This window comes from Cohnella sp. GCM10012308 (assembly GCF_042649185.1).
GTDB lineage: Bacteria > Bacillota > Bacilli > Paenibacillales > Paenibacillaceae > Cohnella.
Genome location: NZ_JBHRYU010000051.1, coordinates 1 through 16,250 on the forward strand (window position 1 = coordinate 1; position 16,250 = coordinate 16,250).

At 60.9% G+C, this 16,250-nt stretch carries 17 protein-coding genes; 11 read left to right on the forward strand and 6 right to left on the reverse strand.

The window, feature by feature from the left end; genetic code table 11:
- The first annotated feature begins 240 nt into the window (after positions 1 to 240).
- The 3 genes from glpX to ACFOTD_RS32320 all read left to right on the forward strand — a co-directional run bounded on the left by glpX (position 241) and on the right by ACFOTD_RS32320 (position 2,856).
- Complete coding sequence (gene glpX / locus ACFOTD_RS32310) at positions 241 to 1,257, forward strand: class II fructose-bisphosphatase (RefSeq protein WP_378124103.1); 1,017 nt, start codon at positions 241 to 243, stop codon at positions 1,255 to 1,257.
- A gap of 120 nt (positions 1,258 to 1,377) precedes the next feature.
- The gene (locus ACFOTD_RS32315) at positions 1,378 to 2,025 is read left to right on the forward strand and encodes a helix-turn-helix transcriptional regulator (protein ID WP_378124135.1); all 648 of its coding nucleotides are present in this window, start codon (positions 1,378 to 1,380) and stop codon (positions 2,023 to 2,025) included.
- A 24-nt stretch (positions 2,026 to 2,049) separates the two neighbouring features.
- Positions 2,050 to 2,856: a pyruvate, water dikinase regulatory protein gene (locus ACFOTD_RS32320; RefSeq protein WP_378124104.1), complete on the forward strand. Its 807-nt coding sequence runs from the start codon at positions 2,050 to 2,052 to the stop codon at positions 2,854 to 2,856.
- Positions 2,857 to 2,970: 114 nt separating this feature from the next.
- Here ACFOTD_RS32320 and ACFOTD_RS32325 read toward each other — a convergent pair whose 3' ends face one another.
- Positions 2,971 to 3,123, reverse strand: a complete 153-nt coding sequence (locus ACFOTD_RS32325; RefSeq protein WP_282908061.1) for a DUF1540 domain-containing protein — start codon at positions 3,121 to 3,123, stop codon at positions 2,971 to 2,973.
- 267 nt (positions 3,124 to 3,390) lie between these two features.
- Here ACFOTD_RS32325 and ACFOTD_RS32330 point away from each other — a divergent pair, with 267 nt between their 5' ends.
- From ACFOTD_RS32330 to ACFOTD_RS32345, 4 genes are all read left to right on the forward strand, one after another.
- Positions 3,391 to 3,837 carry a MarR family winged helix-turn-helix transcriptional regulator gene (locus ACFOTD_RS32330; RefSeq protein ID WP_378124106.1) on the forward strand — a complete coding sequence of 149 codons (447 nt, stop codon included), beginning with the start codon at positions 3,391 to 3,393 and terminating at the stop codon, positions 3,835 to 3,837.
- Between the two features lie 107 nt (positions 3,838 to 3,944).
- Positions 3,945 to 4,910: a ring-cleaving dioxygenase gene (locus ACFOTD_RS32335; protein ID WP_378124107.1), complete on the forward strand. Its 966-nt coding sequence runs from the start codon at positions 3,945 to 3,947 to the stop codon at positions 4,908 to 4,910.
- A 42-nt stretch (positions 4,911 to 4,952) separates the two neighbouring features.
- Positions 4,953 to 5,555 (forward strand): alpha/beta hydrolase, encoded by a 603-nt coding sequence (locus ACFOTD_RS32340; RefSeq protein ID WP_378124136.1) that lies wholly within the window; start codon positions 4,953 to 4,955, stop codon positions 5,553 to 5,555.
- Positions 5,556 to 5,696: 141 nt separating this feature from the next.
- Positions 5,697 to 6,047, forward strand: coding sequence for a VOC family protein (locus ACFOTD_RS32345; RefSeq protein ID WP_378124108.1), 351 nt, complete (start codon positions 5,697 to 5,699; stop codon positions 6,045 to 6,047).
- A gap of 228 nt (positions 6,048 to 6,275) precedes the next feature.
- On the opposite strand, the gene ACFOTD_RS32350 is transcribed toward ACFOTD_RS32345, so the two are convergent.
- Together ACFOTD_RS32350 and ACFOTD_RS32355 are read right to left on the reverse strand one after the other, a co-directional pair.
- Positions 6,276 to 6,518 (reverse strand): hypothetical protein, encoded by a 243-nt coding sequence (locus ACFOTD_RS32350; RefSeq protein ID WP_378124110.1) that lies wholly within the window; start codon positions 6,516 to 6,518, stop codon positions 6,276 to 6,278.
- 81 nt (positions 6,519 to 6,599) lie between these two features.
- Positions 6,600 to 7,172 (reverse strand): xanthine phosphoribosyltransferase, encoded by a 573-nt coding sequence (locus tag ACFOTD_RS32355; protein ID WP_378124137.1) that lies wholly within the window; start codon positions 7,170 to 7,172, stop codon positions 6,600 to 6,602.
- A 148-nt stretch (positions 7,173 to 7,320) separates the two neighbouring features.
- Between ACFOTD_RS32355 and ACFOTD_RS32360 the strand changes: the two genes are divergently transcribed.
- On the forward strand, positions 7,321 to 8,247 hold the full coding sequence (locus tag ACFOTD_RS32360) for a divergent polysaccharide deacetylase family protein (protein WP_378124111.1): 927 nt from the start codon (positions 7,321 to 7,323) through the stop codon (positions 8,245 to 8,247).
- On the opposite strand, the gene ACFOTD_RS32365 is transcribed toward ACFOTD_RS32360, so the two are convergent.
- Positions 8,154 to 8,960: an N-acetylmuramoyl-L-alanine amidase family protein gene (locus tag ACFOTD_RS32365; RefSeq protein WP_378124112.1), complete on the reverse strand. Its 807-nt coding sequence runs from the start codon at positions 8,958 to 8,960 to the stop codon at positions 8,154 to 8,156. The two genes, ACFOTD_RS32360 and ACFOTD_RS32365, sit on opposite strands and share 94 nt — an antisense overlap.
- 103 nt (positions 8,961 to 9,063) lie before the next feature.
- Positions 9,064 to 10,293, reverse strand: a complete 1,230-nt coding sequence (locus ACFOTD_RS32370; RefSeq protein ID WP_378124113.1) for an MFS transporter — start codon at positions 10,291 to 10,293, stop codon at positions 9,064 to 9,066.
- 442 nt (positions 10,294 to 10,735) lie between these two features.
- Here ACFOTD_RS32370 and ACFOTD_RS32375 point away from each other — a divergent pair, with 442 nt between their 5' ends.
- From ACFOTD_RS32375 to ACFOTD_RS32385, 3 genes are all read left to right on the forward strand, one after another.
- The gene (locus ACFOTD_RS32375; RefSeq protein WP_378124114.1) at positions 10,736 to 12,808 is read left to right on the forward strand and encodes an FAD-dependent oxidoreductase; all 2,073 of its coding nucleotides are present in this window, start codon (positions 10,736 to 10,738) and stop codon (positions 12,806 to 12,808) included.
- 87 nt (positions 12,809 to 12,895) lie between these two features.
- Complete coding sequence (gene nasC / locus ACFOTD_RS32380) at positions 12,896 to 15,013, forward strand: assimilatory nitrate reductase catalytic subunit NasC (RefSeq protein ID WP_378124138.1); 2,118 nt, start codon at positions 12,896 to 12,898, stop codon at positions 15,011 to 15,013.
- A 57-nt stretch (positions 15,014 to 15,070) separates the two neighbouring features.
- Entirely contained in the window at positions 15,071 to 15,274 is a 204-nt protein-coding gene (locus tag ACFOTD_RS32385) for a YqzE family protein (protein ID WP_378124115.1), read from the forward strand.
- Positions 15,275 to 15,311: 37 nt separating this feature from the next.
- On the opposite strand, the gene ACFOTD_RS32390 is transcribed toward ACFOTD_RS32385, so the two are convergent.
- Positions 15,312 to 16,211 carry a hypothetical protein gene (locus tag ACFOTD_RS32390; RefSeq protein ID WP_378124116.1) on the reverse strand — a complete coding sequence of 300 codons (900 nt, stop codon included), beginning with the start codon at positions 16,209 to 16,211 and terminating at the stop codon, positions 15,312 to 15,314.
- Positions 16,212 to 16,250: the final 39 nt, after the last annotated feature.

Consider the following 16,250-nt stretch of genomic DNA (forward strand, 5'->3'; position numbering starts at 1 on the left):
GAGCAACGCAGTTTGCACGCATTCGCTCCGTCGTCTCCACGCTCCTCAAACAAAACCTTTCCGTCCTCAAATCCCTCTCACTCGCCATTCACGGGCAGTTTCAGTTCTAACTCACCTAAGTAGTAACAAAATTCAGAAGTTTAATTTATTATTTCACATTATTTATGTTGCACTATTTATTTATTAGAGTATATTATATATAAAAAATACACACTAATTAAAATTTCGGAGGCTGGAGACATGGAGAGAGAGCTGGCGCTTGAGATCGTACGGGTAACGGAGCTGGCGGCACTGGCATCCGCGCCGTGGATGGGAAGAGGGGACAAGCATCACGCAGACGGCGCGGCTACGTCGGCCATGCGCGCGATGTTCGATTCGGTATCGGTAAGAGGGACTGTGGTCATCGGCGAAGGGGAGATGGACGAAGCCCCCATGCTATATATAGGCGAAGCCGTCGGCAGCGCGCAGGGACCCGAGGTGGACGTTGCGGTCGATCCGCTCGAGGGTACCGAGATCGTGGCCCGCGGACTGAACAACGCGATGTCCGTCATCGCCGTGGCCGGCAAGGGCAGCTTGCTGCATGCGCCGGACATGTATATGGAAAAGCTGGCGGTAGGTCCTGAGCTTGCCGGCAAAGTAAGCCTGTCCGATCCGCTGGAGAAGACGCTGTACACGGCGGCCGAGCATCTGGGCAAACCCGTCCGGGAACTGACGGTCATGCTGCTCGATCGCGACCGGCATGCGGAGATCGTGCGGACGCTGCGCGAGGTCGGCGTGCGCATTAAGTTCTTGTCCGACGGGGACGTTGCCGGCGCGCTCGCGCCTTCGTTCCCCGAAGCGGGCATCGATCTGTACGTCGGCTCTGGCGGCGCGCCGGAGGGCGTGCTGGCCGCGGCTGCGTTGCGCTGCCTGGGCGGCGAGATCCAGGGCCGGCTTATGCCGGCTGACCGGCGCGAATACGACCGCTGTCTCGAGATGGGACTGGCGGATCCGGAGAAAGTGCTGACAATGGACGACATGGTCGGCACCGGAGACGTCATTTTTGCCGCGACCGGCGTGACGCCGGGCGAATTCATGGGCGGCGTGCGGTACTTGCCGGGCGACCGCGCGGAGACGCATTCGATCGTCATGCGGGCGAAGACGCGGACGATCCGGCATATCCGCTCGCTCCATCATCTGCCCAGCAAGCCGCTGCTGCTCGACTTGGCCGTACGCAACGCGGAAGCGCCTCTTTCGCCCAATATTGCGGCCTATTAATCAATCCTGTACACTATTTATAGCTTCTCTCCGAAAAAGGTCCTGACGGAGTCCGGCGGGGGCGAATGCCCCTTGAGGAGAAGCTCTCGCAATAGTTAGGACAGCCGGGAGGGAGCACCAATCGAACTGACGCCAAGACAGCTTGCCATTATCGAGCGCGTGCGCAGCCATGCCCCGATCACCGGGGATCAGATCGCCGAATCGCTCGGCATCAGCCGTCCGACCATCCGGTCGGACTTATCTGTGCTGGTGATGCTCGGGGTTATCGACGCCAAGCCGAAGGTCGGTTATTTTCCCGGACGCCAGCTGTCTGCGGACGGCAGGGCCAGGGATCGGCTGGTCGCGCTGAAGGTGAAGGACATGATGAGCAGGCCGGTCGTCATCCAGGAGACGGCCAGCGTGAACGATGCCGTCATTTCGCTGTTCGTGGAAAATACCGGCATTCTGTCGGTGACGGACAGCGAAGGCTATCTCGCGGGTCTCGTTACCATTAAGGATCTGCTGAAGGTGACGCTGGGCAATCCTAACGCCGCGTCGATTCCGGTGAGCATGGTGATGACCCGCTTTCCGAGGATCGTCACGGTGACGCCTGAGGACTCGCTCTGGGATGCCGCGAAGAAGCTGCTTCACCATCAGATCGGCGGAATGCCGGTCGTGCAGCCTGCGGGCGGCGACGGCACGGGCCGTCGGATGCTGCTCGAGGTCGTAGGCCGCGTGTCCAAGACGACGATGACGCAGGCGCTGGTCGATCTGACCGAGATTACATAGAAGGCAAGGGATGGGGGAGACGAGATGGCTGACCATACGGAGCATACGATATTCGTGTGCTCGGATGCACTCGGGGATACAGCCGAAGCGGTAGCGCGGGCGACGCTGCGTCAATTCGCGACGGATAAGGCGGTGATTAGGCGATTCGGTCATATTAAGAGCGAGGACGAGGTAAAGGCCATATTGAAGGAAGCGCTCGGCAGGCGCGTACTCATCGCTTATACGCTGGTGCAGCCGGAGCTGCGGGACACGATGCGCGAGGAAGCGCTCAGGCTGGGCATTCGCGCAGTCGACGTGATGGGACCGATGATGCAGGCGTTCATCGACACGTTTAACGACGCGCCGAAGTATCAGCCGGGGCTGCTGCACGAGATGGACGAATCTTACTTCCGCAAGATCGAGGCAATCGAGTTCGCCGTCAAATACGATGACGGCAAGGACCCTCGCGGCTTGCTCAAGGCGCAGGTCGTGCTCGTCGGCGTATCGCGGACGTCCAAGACGCCCCTTAGCATCTATCTGGCGCACAAAGGCATCCGAACGGCCAACTATCCGCTGACGATCGAGGTCAAGCCGCCGGAAGAACTGTTCATGAAGGGGAAGGACCGTCTGTTGATCGGATTGACGATGGATCCCGAGCGGCTCACGCGCATTCGTTCGGAACGGCTTAAGGCGCTCGGCTTGCCGAGTCAGGCGCACTACGCGTCGCCGGACCGGATTCGCCAGGAGATCGAGTTCGCGGGAAGGATCATGGATCGTCTGCAATGCCCCGTTATCGACGTGACGGAGCGGGCGATCGAGGAGACGGCCGGGTTGATTTTGGAAATGCTCTAAAGCAATTCGGCCAAATGTTCTAATTAAGCTTGATAATCATTATCAGCCCTGTTATAATTCAAAAAGAAAAGAAGGAACCGGCGAAGTTCCTTCTCCTCCAGAGCATTTATAGGCTTACTTTACTTCAAACGTACCGCAGTCCGTCTCTTCGGACTTGGAAGGCTCCTTGCGGCTGTGCATCGTGACAAAAATGCTTTCCGCTCTGCAATGGTTCTCTTCTGCCCAGAAGCGGCAGGAATTGACTTCGCAGCGAACGTCCTTTGCCATGTTGTTCACCTCGCTTTCGTGAGCCGGGCAATCAAATAACGGGGACCGTCAAGTTGGCGCTTGATGCGACCTCCACCTCTTTCCATTCGGAAAGGGGTATTTGACTTACGGCTTGATTTATTCTTTTATATACTACCAGATATGCTTGTCTGAATCAATCTATGCGACATTCGTGGCGGATATGTCGGGTTGACAAGGTTCGATCCGCATGATATCTTTAATTTAAGATAAATGACATTGAGATAAAACGAATCGGAGTGATCGACCGTGTCGGATCCTAACGTATCGGATAACAATATATCGCTGAAGCTGTTCGTCGTACTGTCCAAGGCTCACCGGAGCCTTATGGACCAAGCGATGCGGGATATGCGCGACCAAGGACTCAGTCCTTCGGAGTTTGGCATCATGGAGGTGCTGTACGCCAAGGGGAGGACGCCGATTCAGCAGATTGCCGGCAAGATGCTGCTGACGAGCGGTACGATGACGTACAATATCGACAAGCTGGAAGACAAAGCGTTGATCCGCCGGGTGCTTAGTCGTGAGGACCGCCGTGTCGTGTTCGCGGAGCTGACGGAGAAAGGGACGGCGTTGTTCGATGAGATCTTTCCGAGGCATGCGAGCAAGATTCAGGGCATGATGGATGTCCTGACCGTAGAGGAGCAGCAGGAAGCGATCCGCTTGCTCAAGCTGCTCGGCAAGGGCGGGGCGGACTAGCCGCGTCCGGTCCTTGCGGAAGAGGAACGTTGACGATAGAGGCTCAGGCATTCGATTGAACCGCGTTACGCAGGATTGCTCATTTTAAAACTCGGGGGTTGAAGACGATGGAACTTAAGCTCAAAGGCATTCATCACGTATCGGCAATCACGGGCGCGGCTGCGGGCAACGTCGACTTTTATACGAAGACGCTCGGGATGCGGCTGGTCAAAAAGACGGTTAACCAGGACGATACGTCCGTTTATCACTTGTTCTACGGGGACGAACGAGGGAATCCGGGCACGGAACTTACGTTTTTCGAATTTCCTACCGCATGGCGCAGCCGGCCGGGGACGAGCAGCATCTCCGCGACTTCGCTGCGCGTGCCGGGCGATGCGGCGTTGACGTATTGGCAGCATCGGTTTACGCAATTCGAGGTCGATCAGGACGAGATCGTGGAGCGCGGCGGGCGGCTGACGCTGGCCTTCCGCGATCCTGAAGGTCAGCGGCTCATCCTCGTATCCGACGAGCACGATACCGGCGTCGCCGGCGGCAAGCCGTGGGACAAGAGCGAGGTGCCCGCCGAATTCGGCATCGCCGGACTCGGTCCGGTGCAGCTTACGGTTCTCCGCGCGGACCGTACCGAGCGGGTGTTGACGGAGCTGATGGGCTATAGAAGGAAGGGGCAGTATGCGTCCGATGTCGCAGGGCAGCCCGATATCGTCGTATTCGAGACGGGCGAGGGCGGCAGCGGCTCGGAAATTCACCTCGAGGAGCGCGACGATCTGGAGCAGGAACGCCAAGGCATCGGGGCGGTGCATCACGTGGCCTTCCGCGTGGAAGACGAGGAGGAGCTGCGCGCCTGGATCGGGAAGATCTCGTCGGCGGGTCTCGTCAACTCGGGTTACGTCGACCGCTTTTATTTCAAGTCGCTTTACTTCAGAGAACCGAACGGCATCCTGTTCGAGCTGGCGACCGATGGTCCTGGCTTCGACACGGACGAGCCGCTGGATCAACTAGGCGAGCGGCTCGCGCTGCCGCCGTTCCTGGAGCCGAAGCGCGAACGCATCGAGGCCGGATTGAAGCCGATCTGACGATGACGACCCGTATTTTAAAAGGAGGAGAATTCCATGTCCATGATCCATATTTTTGAACCGGGCACTAGCCCGAATGCGCCTACGCTGCTGCTGCTTCACGGAACGGGAGGCTCGGAGCGCGATCTGGTCGGCGTCGGCCGCATGTTGAACCCGGAAGCGGCGCTGCTTGGCGTCAGGGGCAACGTATCCGAGCGCGGAATGGCCCGTTTCTTCCGGCGCATCGCCGAAGGCGTGTTCGACGAGGCGGATCTGATCGCGCGGACGGCGGAACTGAACGCTTTTGTCGACGAAAGCGCGATTCAGTACGGCTTCGACAGGCATAATGTCATAGCGGTCGGGTATTCCAACGGCGCCAATATTGCAGCCAGTCTGCTGTATCATCACCAGGACGCGCTGAAGGGGGCCGTGCTGTTCCACCCGATGGTGCCGCGCCGGGGCATCGCGCTTCCGGACCTGGCAGGCGTGCCTGTCTTTATCGGGGCGGGCCGCAACGATCCGCTCTGCACGATGGCCGAGAGCGAAGAGCTGGCGGCGGCGCTCGGCGCGGCTGGGGCCAAGGTGGACACCCATTGGGAAAACGGGGGGCACCAGCTGTCGAGGACCGAGGTCGAAGCAGCGGCGGCATGGCTGCGCGGCGTGTGACGATCCGCGATCGTTGCGCGGTGCAGCGGGTGAAGTGACGTATGGTGTTTGGATGGTGGAGGGGGAACGCGGAGATCTGTGCGTGAAAGAGCTCTTAACAATATAGGGATGCGCGGCGCGCGTGCCTGCAGGAGGCGGAAGATGAAGGTAAAGCGGATTGTGGCGAACATCGGTGCGCCCGATTTGTCGGCGGCCAAGCGATTTTACGGGGAAGCGCTCGGGCTCGACGTCCTGATGGACCACGGATGGATCGCGACGTACGGGTCCGACGCCGACATGCAGGTGCAGATCAGCTTCGCGGCAGAGGGCGGCTCCGGCACGCCCGTGCCGGACTTGTCCGTCGAGGTCGACGACGTCGACGAGGCGCATTCGCGCATGCGGAGCGCGGGATTCGGCATCGCGTACGGGCCGGTCGACGAGCCCTGGGGCGTGCGGCGCTTTTACGTACGGGATCCGTTCGGCAGACTCGTCAATGTGTTGGCGCATCTCTGAAGCGGTCCGATAGCCAGATTTGGCATCCGTCAAAATCATTGCAAAAGCGCGCGGCATAATAGCCGGCGTTAGCGCCCATTTGCTCTTATCGCCAAAGTCCGGCGTGCAGCGCCCGGTTGCGCTTATCGGCATAGCGTTGCGCGGATTTCCGTGCGCGCACAAACAAAAAAAAGAGGGACGCAGCACAACATTCTGCTGCGTCCCTCTTTGCGTTGCTGGCCGTCCGAATCAGCGGCGGCGCGACGCGCCGGCGGAACGGGCGGCCCCGCGGAAGCCGCCTTCGAAGTCGTCGGAGTATACGTCCTTCGTCGTGCATACGGTGACGTGATGGTAGACGGGGACGCAGTGATGGCGCCGGACGACCTCGACGGTCTGCACGACCTCCACGTGTTGCGGGTGGTAGTAGTCCTCGTATACCGTTTGCGGCGGATCGTATACGGTCTTGCTAACGCATTTTGGGCAATCCGACATATCTGCCAACTCCTTCGCTTGAGATGGTACAGTATACGGGTCGGTCGCCCTGTTGGCCTGTTCATCCGCCTAGCGGAAGATTTATTCCTCGAATTCGATGCCTGCCTCGGATAGACGCGCGATGCGGGCGAGCGATTCCACGCGGTAGCCGGTGTCAAGCAGCAGCTGCCGTCCGGGCTGGAATGCCTTTTCGATGACGATGCCGATGCCTGCCACGGTAGCGCCGGCCTTCAGCACGATGCCTGCCATTGCCTGGGCAGCTTGTCCGTTCGCGAGGAAGTCGTCGATGATAAGCACGACATCGGTCGGCGCGAGAAACTGCCTGGAGACGGATACCTCGCTCTCCTCTTGCTTCGTAAAAGAGAACGAGCGCTCGGTCCACAGATCGTCCTTGAGCGTCAGCGATTTGCGCTTCTTGGCGAAGATGAGCGGTACCCGGAGGCCGAGCGCGGTCATCAGTGCCGGCGCGATGCCGGAAGATTCGAGCGTTAGAACCTTGGTAACGCCGGCTTCCTTAAATAAAGAGGCGAAAGTCTCGCCGATATCGGCCATAAGAACGGGGTCGACCTGATGATTGAGGAAGGCGTCGACTTTGAGTACGTCAGTGCCGAGCACCCGGCCCTCCTGGCGGATTTTCGTTTTTAGCTTTTCGATGACTGGCAGCCCCTTTTGTGCGGATAATTTCCCATTATAACGGATGTCGCCCGACTTTTCTTGTCCCTGTGCGCATAATGGCTGTAATTTCCACGCAAAATGAGACAGCCGAGCGAACAACGGGGTGAAGAAAGGCAGGAGATGCGGGATGAAAAAAGGATGGCGATGGAAGAAGCGTCTGCTGAAAAGAGGGGGCATTCGGCTGGCGGCCTTTGCGGCAGCGGCGTTGATGGCCTTGAGCGCGACGCCCGCGCAGGCCGTGGCGGAGACCGGCATGCCGGCCGGGCAGAACGCGCCGACGGAGCATGTGGTCGCGGTCGTCATCGACGACTTCGGCAACCGGATGAAGGGGACGGCCGAGATGCTGCGGCTGCCGATTCCGATCACGGCGGCTGTCATGCCGTTCTTGCCGACCTCGCAGGCGGACGCTGAAGCGGCGCATGCCGCGGGGCGGGAGGTAATCGTGCATTTGCCGATGGAGCCGGTCAGAGGCAAGGCAAGCTGGCTAGGGCCGAGAGCGATAATGACCGCCTTGCCCGACGAGGAGATCCGCCTGCGCACCGAGGCGGCGATTGCCGACGTGCCGCACGCTGTCGGAATGAACAATCATATGGGCTCGCGCGCGACGGCCGACGAACGCGTGATGCGAATCGTGCTGCAGGTATGCAAGGAACACGGCTTGTTTTTCCTGGACAGCCGCACGTCCTATAAAACCGTCGTGCCGAAGCTTGCACGCGAGATGGGCGTGCCCTTGCTCCAGAACGATTTATTTCTCGACGACGTATACACGGACAGGCATGTTGCGGGTCAAATGCTGCTGCTCAAGGCGCGCGCGCAAAAGCATGATCGCACCGTGGTCATCGGCCACGTCGGCCCGCCGGGGCTCATTACGTCCGGACAGCTTGCGGCAGCGGCGCCAAGCCTTCGCCAAGCCTCTGTTCGGTTCGTCAAGTTGTCCGAGCTTCTCTCGCCGCCTTCGCCTTACTTGATGCCTGGGGCGGAGCTGCCGGGTTCTGCATCTTTAGAATCCGAGCCTGGTTCGAAGACGCCGGTAGAGAGTCCTACGAGCCGGTAAGCCGCGATACCGTCGGCGATCGCGGTGGCGATGGCCGTTTGGCCCGCCGGCGTCGTAAGCATATTCAAATCGCTTGGATTGCTGATAAAGCCGGTCTCGACGATGACGCTCGGGGGACCGGCTTTTTTTAGCACATAAAACTGATCGCCTGCGAGCGGCGGGACGTTCGTTTTCTGCTGCTTGTTCAGCCTGTCCTGAATGAGCGAGGCGAGCAGCGCGCTTCCGGCATCGAGCCGGTGCAGCACGACCGGTCCGCGGACCGATTTACGCTTGGACCAATTGACGTGGACGCTGATGAACACGCCTGCGCCGATATCGCGTGCAAGCCCCTTGCGCTGAGACAGATCGCGCTGATGGCGCGAGGAGCGAAGCCAGCGATTGTCGTCGCTGAGCGCGTAGTCGCCGGTGCGGTTCAGCACCGCATGCATGCCGCGGCTCTTCAAGATGAGATAAAGCTTGCGCGAGATGGCCAGGTTGATGTCCTTCTCCAGGATATTCCCGACATGCGTGCCGCCGTCGATGCCGCCGTGTCCGGCGTCGATCAACACGTCCGCCGCGGGAAGCGTATGCCTCGCCGTCGGACTGCCCGCGAACGGCAGCGCGAGGCCCGCCTCCGCCTGGTCCGCTCTGGCGGAGGGAAGCGGGAGCGGGCCGTGGGCTGCCAAGAGGCAAACTAAAGCTGCGCAGATGCGGCGTTTATAAGAGGGTAACATTCGATTGTTCGTCTCCTTCCGGCCCGAGGCGAAGATTCTGCCGTTAGCGTGGCTCGGGAAGGACGATCTCATTCATGGGCTCCAATGCCGGCGAGCCGAAGGCTTAGACCTCTGCTTCGAGCTTCGCCCTGCCGTCCGTACCCAGCCATGTGCGCTTCCAGACGCCTTGCACGATAGAGAGCGCGACGAGCGCAACAAGCGCGATGGAGGTCATCGTGATAAAGCCGGGGGTATAGGAGCCGGTCTTGCCGTACAGGCTGCCGAGCAGCAGCGGCAGCAAGTAGCCGCCGAAGCCGCCGGCCGCGCCTACGATGCCGGTGAGCAGTCCGATATCTGCGCCGAATCGCTGCGGAATCAGCTGGAATACGGCGCCGTTGCCCGTTCCGAGACTCATCATCGCGAGGAACAGGAGCGGGATGACGACGGCAAGCGGAGGCAGCGAAGAGATGGTGAAGAAGAGAAGGCCGGCCGCCGCATATAAGACGATCAGCATGCGGATGCCGCCGATTTTGTCCGACAAGTATCCGCCCACGGGTCGGAAAAAGCTGCCCGCGATAACACAGATCGTCGTGAAGTCGGCCGCTCGGACGGCGGACAGGCCGTATTGGGCGTTGAAGAAAATCGTCAGGTAATTCGTCAGTCCCACGAAGCCGCCGAACGTGACGCCGTACATGAGGCAAAACAGCCAGGTATCGCGCTTTTTGAGCACTTCGGCATATTGGGACAGCTTTTTGGGCGCGGGCTGAGCGGGACTTTCCTTGGCAAGCGCCGTGAAGACGACAAACACGATGCCGATCGGGATGAGCGCGAGTCCGAACACGGTCTCCCAGCCGCCGAAGTGCGTGGCCAGCCGATTGGCGAACAGCGTGGAAAATACCGTGCCGCTGTTGCCCGCGCCTGCGATCCCCATCGCGAGGCCTTGATATTGAGGGGGATACCATCTGCTTGCGAGCGGCAGCGCGGCGGCGAACGAGGCGCCCGCGAATCCGAGCAGCAACGCTACGATATAAAGGTGGTTCAGCGAGTCGACGAACTGCCATCCCCACACCAGCGGCACCATCGTCGCGAGCAGGCCGAATTGCCCTGTGCGCTTGGGACCGATGTAGTCGGTCAGGAAGCCGAATACGAGACGAAGCAAGGAGCCGCCGAGAACGGGGAGCGCCACCAGGTTCGCTTTTTGAATGGCCGTCATCGGATAATCGTTCATCATAATGACCGCGAGCGGTCCGATCAATACCCAGACCATGAAGCTCATGTCGAAATACAAAAACGCGCTAAATAAGGAAGGCTTGTGCCCGCTTTTCCAAAATCCTTTGTCTTTTACGATTTCCATTCGAATCCGCCTCCCATGATATACAAGATCACATATGGTTCGGGCGTGTTCACGCGCCACGGCGAGTGCGGGGAAAACGAAAAGACGCACCTTGACCATGGCGAAAGTGACACCCCAGTGCGCGGTACGTCATTGTACCGGGCGATCGGATGCTTTCGGTCACGTCATTGTGAGCCAATTTGGATTATACAGGTGGCGTAAAATATATGTCAATATATATAACACAATAATAAATATTGCTCTGGTTTGTGCATCGATTATGGATATATTATAAAATTAGGTTATGAATATTGACATGAATTCTATCTCCACCTATGATGAATGAAGAATTCGCGGCACAACGACGTGCCCGAAACCGGCGACGATGCCCGCCCCTATATGGGGACGGGTTTTTTATGTTCTTTTAAGCTTCTCGCATCGCAGGAAGGAGACTGGACTATCCATGACGAAGCCCAAGCTCGTGTTGGTCGGAAACGGTATGGCCGGCATCCGTTGTCTTGAAGAAATTCTCGGATTGGCGTCCGACCTGTTCGACATTACCGTGATCGGCAAGGAGCCGAATCCGAACTACAATCGCATTCAGCTGTCCAAAGTGCTGCAGGGGGACGCAGCGCTGCGAGACATCGTTTTGAACGATTGGTCCTGGTATGCGGAGAAAGGCATCCGTCTGCTGACGGGGGAGACGGTCGTCCGCGTGCGTAGGGATGAACGCAGGGTGGAGACAGCCTCCGGTCTTAGCATCGCATACGACAAGCTGATCCTTGCGACGGGCTCGTCGGCGTTCGTGCCGCCGCTTCCCGGCGCTGGTAAGCCCGGCGTAACGGCTTTTCGGACGATCGAGGACTGTCGTCTCATCATGGAGACCGCGGCCAAATACCGCAAGGCTGCCGTGCTTGGAGGCGGTCTGCTCGGTCTCGAGGCAGCGCGGGGCCTACTGGATCTCGGGATGGAGGTGGACGTCGTCCACAACTCGCCTTACCTGATGAACCGTCAGCTCGACCGGATGTCTGCCGATCTGCTGCGGGCGGCGCTCGAAGAACAGGGCATGCGGTTCAGGCTCGGGAAGACGGCGACGCGGATATTCGGCCGCAAACGGGCGGAAGGGCTGCTTTTCTCGGACGGTTCGAAGCTGGAAGCCGACCTGATCGTCCTGTCGGTCGGCATCAGTCCGAACGTCGCGTTCGCGAAGGCGAGCGGCATCGAGACGAATCGGGCCGTCATCGTGAATGATTATATGGAAACGAACGTGCCGGAAGTTTACGCGGTCGGGGAATGCGCCGAGCACAGAGGGATTGCGTACGGGCTCGTCGCGCCGTTGTACGAACAGGGCAAGGTATTGGCGCGCGTCGTCTGCGGCGTCAAGACGGAGCCGTATGCCGGGAGCATGCCCTATGCGCAATTAAAAGTATCGGGCATCAACGTATTCTCCGCCGGCGTCGTGCGCGATGGGGAAGCGAATACGGTGCTGCAGTCTTACGACGGCTTGCGCGGGACGTATAAGCGGGTCACTGCGGAAAACGGGCGTATTGCGGGCGTCGTTCTGTACGGGGAGACGGACGAAGGGCAGACGCTGCTCGGCCATTTAAAACGGCGCTCCAAGGTCGAAGCGCTGGCGCGAACGCAGTCAAGCGGGGCGCAGGCCGGCGGCGCAGGCGACAAGGCTGTCGCGGCGATGGCGGATGCGGACACGGTATGCGGCTGCAACGGGGTATGCAAAGGCGCGATCGTCCGCTCGGTGACGGAGGATGGCTCGGACACGATCGAGCTCGTCCGGGAGCGGACGAAGGCATCGAGCTCGTGCGGCGGCTGCAGCGGTACGGTCGCGGCGATCCTTCGCGCGGCGCTGGCCGGCGCCGCATCGTCCGTGCCGCCGGATCCCGCGCTGTGCGACTGTACGCCGCTCGGCCATCGCGCGCTCCGGCTCGCGCTTGCTGAGAGAGGCTTGCGTACGCCCGCGGCGGCGATGGCCGCGCTGGGTTGGCGGACGCCCGACGGCTGCGTCGTCTGCATAAGCGCGCTTCGATATTACGCCGGCGAGTCCGGCAAGGCCGCGAATGACGGCCGGCTGGTCGTATATGTCGGCGAAGCGCCCGGAAAAAGCGTCGCCAGCGATGGCGTCGCCGCGAGCGTCGCCGATCGGCTGCGCGGACGGCTCGCGGCTACCGCCCTTCCCAGCCAGGTGCATGCCGCAGTGGCCGGCCTGGCCGCCGAACCGGTCGGCTTGCTCGTCCGGGACCTTGGCCTGGCCCGCGCGCCGGCCGGCTGGGAGCTGTACGCCGGCGGCCATGCGGAACGGCCGGTCAAGCAGGCGCAGCTGATTGCCGTCGAGCCCTCCGCGGAAGCGGCGCTCGAGATGGCCGAAGCGTTGCTGCGCTGGTACGGGGCGGACGCGGATTACGGCGAGCCGGTCTGGCGGTGGCTCGAACGCACGGGTCTGTCCGCCGCGCGCGAGCGGCTGCTCGACGTGGATGCGCGCGAGGCCATGCTGGATCCGGCCGCCTCCGGCGCCGTCTGACCGCCTCTCGGCTCTCTGCCGAAGCGGGCGGTGCCGGTCATCGCCCGCAGCGCTAAAAGCTATAAGGAGGGATTACCTATGCAGGCCATGCAGGCAAGCTTCGATACCCAATGCCCGTTCTGCAGCGTTCAGTGCAAGATGCGGGTCATTGAAGAAAAACATACGGATCGGCGGCCGACGTACAAAATCGAAGGGCTGCCCAATGCCGCTTCCGAGGGGCGGTTATGCATCAAAGGCATCAACGCTTACCAGCACGCGCTGAGCCGGGACCGTCTGCTGAAGCCGCTGCTCAAGACGGACGGAGGATTCCGCGAGATCTCCTGGGAGGAGGCGCTTGACGTCGTCGCGGACCGGTTTTCAGCCATTCAGGCCGAGCATGGGGCGGATGCCGTCGGCCTCTACGGGGGCGGTTCGCTGACCAACGAGTCCGCCTACGCGCTGGGCAAATTCGCGCGCGTGGCGCTAAAGACGAGGTACGTGGATTATAACGGACGCTTCTGCATGTCGGCAGCCGCGTCCGCGGGCGTCAAGACGTTCGGCCTCGACCGGGGGCTGACCAATCCGCTGTCCGAGGTGACGCAGACGGAATGCATCGTGCTGGCAGGCACGAACATCGCGGATTGCCAGCCGACGCTGATGCCTTATTTCACGAAGGCCAAGGAGAACGGCGCCTGCATCATCGTCATCGATCCGCGGAAGACGAAGACGGCCGAGATGGCCGATATTCATCTGAAGGTGAAGCCCGGCACGGACCTGGCGCTCGCGAACGGCCTCCTTAAGGTCATCGTCGAAGAAAATATGACGGACCCTTCGTTCATCGCGTCGCGCACGAGCGGCTTCGAGGACGCGCTGTCTTACGTGTCGTCGTTCGCGCTGGCCGATATCGCGGCGCTGACCGGCGTAGACGAGGCGGATATCCGGCAGGCGGCGCGCGCTTTCGGCCGGGCGGCCACCGGCATGATCTTTACCGCGCGCGGCGTCGAGCAGCACCATGACGGTCACATGGCCGTCCGGGCGTTCCTGAACCTGATCCTCGCCACCGGCAAGATCGGCAAGGCCGGCTGCGGATACGGCGCCGTGACCGGGCAAGGCAACGGACAAGGCGGCAGGGAGCACGGTCAAAAGGCCGATCAGCTCCCCGGTTATCGGCTCATCGAGAACGCCGAGGATCGCGCTTACGTTGCCGGCGTGTGGGGCGTCGATCCTGCGGATTTGCCGGGAAAAGGCGTTTCCGCATACGAGATGATGGAGCTCGTCCACAAGAGGGATATCCGAGCGCTGCTCGTGATGTCTTCGAATCCCGTTGTCTCGAACCCGAACGCGGACTTCGTCGAAGAAGGCTTGCGCCGCCTGGACTTCCTGGTCGTAGCGGACCTGTTCCTCTCGGAGACGGCGCTGATGGCCGATCTCGTGCTGCCTGCGACCGCATTCCTGGAAAACGAAGGCACTTTGACGAATCTCGAAGGCCGCGTGCTGCTGCGCGGCGGCGACCGTACGGCGCCTGGAGAAGCGCGCCACGACTGGCGCATCCTTTCGGATCTTGCGGCTCGGCTGGGCAAGGGGGCGTACTTCCCTTATTCGGAGGCGGAACAGATCTTCGAGGAGCTGCGCCTTGCGAGCAAAGGCGGAGCGGCGGATTATTATGGCATCACCTACGAACGCATAAGGAGAGAAGGCGGCGTCTACTGGCCGTGCCCCGATCCGGAAGGTCCGGGAACGGCGAGACTTTTCGAGCGGAAATTCGCCCATCCGGACGGAAAAGCCATATTTGCGAATGCGGTCCACGGCGAGCAGGGCGAGATGGCGGACGAGGATTACCCGCTCGTGCTGACGAACGGCAGAATGCTGTCCCACTATTTGACCGGAGTCCAGACGCGGCGGAGCCCGAAGCTGCTCGCAAGAGAGCTCGAGAACGTCTTGGAAATCCATCCGCGAACCGCCGAGCGCTACCGCGTCGGCGACGGCGAGCTCGTGCGGGTCGCATCGCGCAGGGGCAGCATGATTGTGCGCAGCCGGCTGACGGCCGACATCCGGGAGGATACCGTGTTCGTCCCGATGCACTGGGGCGGCGTGCAAAACGTAAATAAGGCGACGAATCCTCTGCTTGATCCTTTTTGCAAAATGCCGGATTTTAAAACCTCCGCCGTTCGGATCAGGGCGCTAAACGCGGCGGATCTGGCGGCCCTCGACGCAACGGAAGGATAAATGCGGCTGCAAGCGGGCAAACTGATCTCATCAAGCATCGCGAGGGAGGAAAGCCCGATGAGCGATACGACGGATTACATCAAGTATGTCGCGGAAAAGTCGGTTGCCTATCTGAACCTGCCTGCCGACGAGCGGCGCGAGCGACGCAAGAAAAAACGCGAGCCCTGGCAGATTCGCTGGTTCGGCCAGCTGCTGCCGCTCGGCATCCGGATCTGGTGGGCAAACCGCAAAAAAGAAGAAGAGCCAGCTGCTCGCGTCTGACGACCGGGCGAGGCGGGCTCTTTTTGCATCCGGAAAATTAGCGATAAAAAAGGCCGTTGTTAATCTTGGTCAAGGAATCGAGCGGAATGAAGCGTTGACCGCTCATGTCGAGCGCGAGATCGAGCCGGCCGCTCTGCCAGCGCTGATAGCCGACAACGGACAACGCGTACAGCATCTTGTCCCCGAGCGGCTCGGCGACGTACACGAGGCGGTCCTTCGCCTTCACGCGGGCGATCAACCGATCCTGCTGAGGCGCGAAAGGCTTGTCGCCGAGCAGCCAGGACAGCCTTTCATAGGGATCGAACGTCTCGGCGGCAGTCAGCAGACGGAGCTCGCCGGGCTTGCCCGGCGCCGCGGCTTCCGGCATGTACGGCTCGCTCGCTGCGGCTGCCAGCCATTGGGCTTCGTTATTGACAGGCAGCACCTCCGCGGATTTGGCATCCAGCCAGATCGTCTCCTTGGCGAGCTTGACTTCCCAGGCCGCCGCAAGGGGGTGGATATAATGCTTGACGGCGCGAAAAGCGTTCGAAGTCGCAGCCGGGATGTAGCCGCCCGTAGCCAGAGCCATGCGCAGCGTCGTCGTATCGAACAGCGGCTTGGGGCCAAGGCCGTATTCGCCAAGTCGGCAGGTCCCGTCTTCGGCTGCATACACGACGACGTAACCGAGCGGCGAACCATTCGGACCGACAACGGTCGCGAGCCAGCCATGCGTGCCGGGACCGAGCGCCTCGATGCGGGACGAGCCGGTTTTCCAGGCTGCAAAGCCAGGCTGGCCGGACAGCTGCGCGACGATGGCTGCGGCGCATCGGGCCGGATCGGTCGTATCCGCGGGCACGGGCGCCGCGGCCGACCTGGAAGAAGCAAAGACGCTCAAGACGGTCAGCAGAAGGACGAGCAGCAGCGGTCTGCCGGCGGCGGACCGATTGGCTTTTCGCATCGTATCACCTTTGGTCGTTGGAATGTTCGGGCTTGTCCG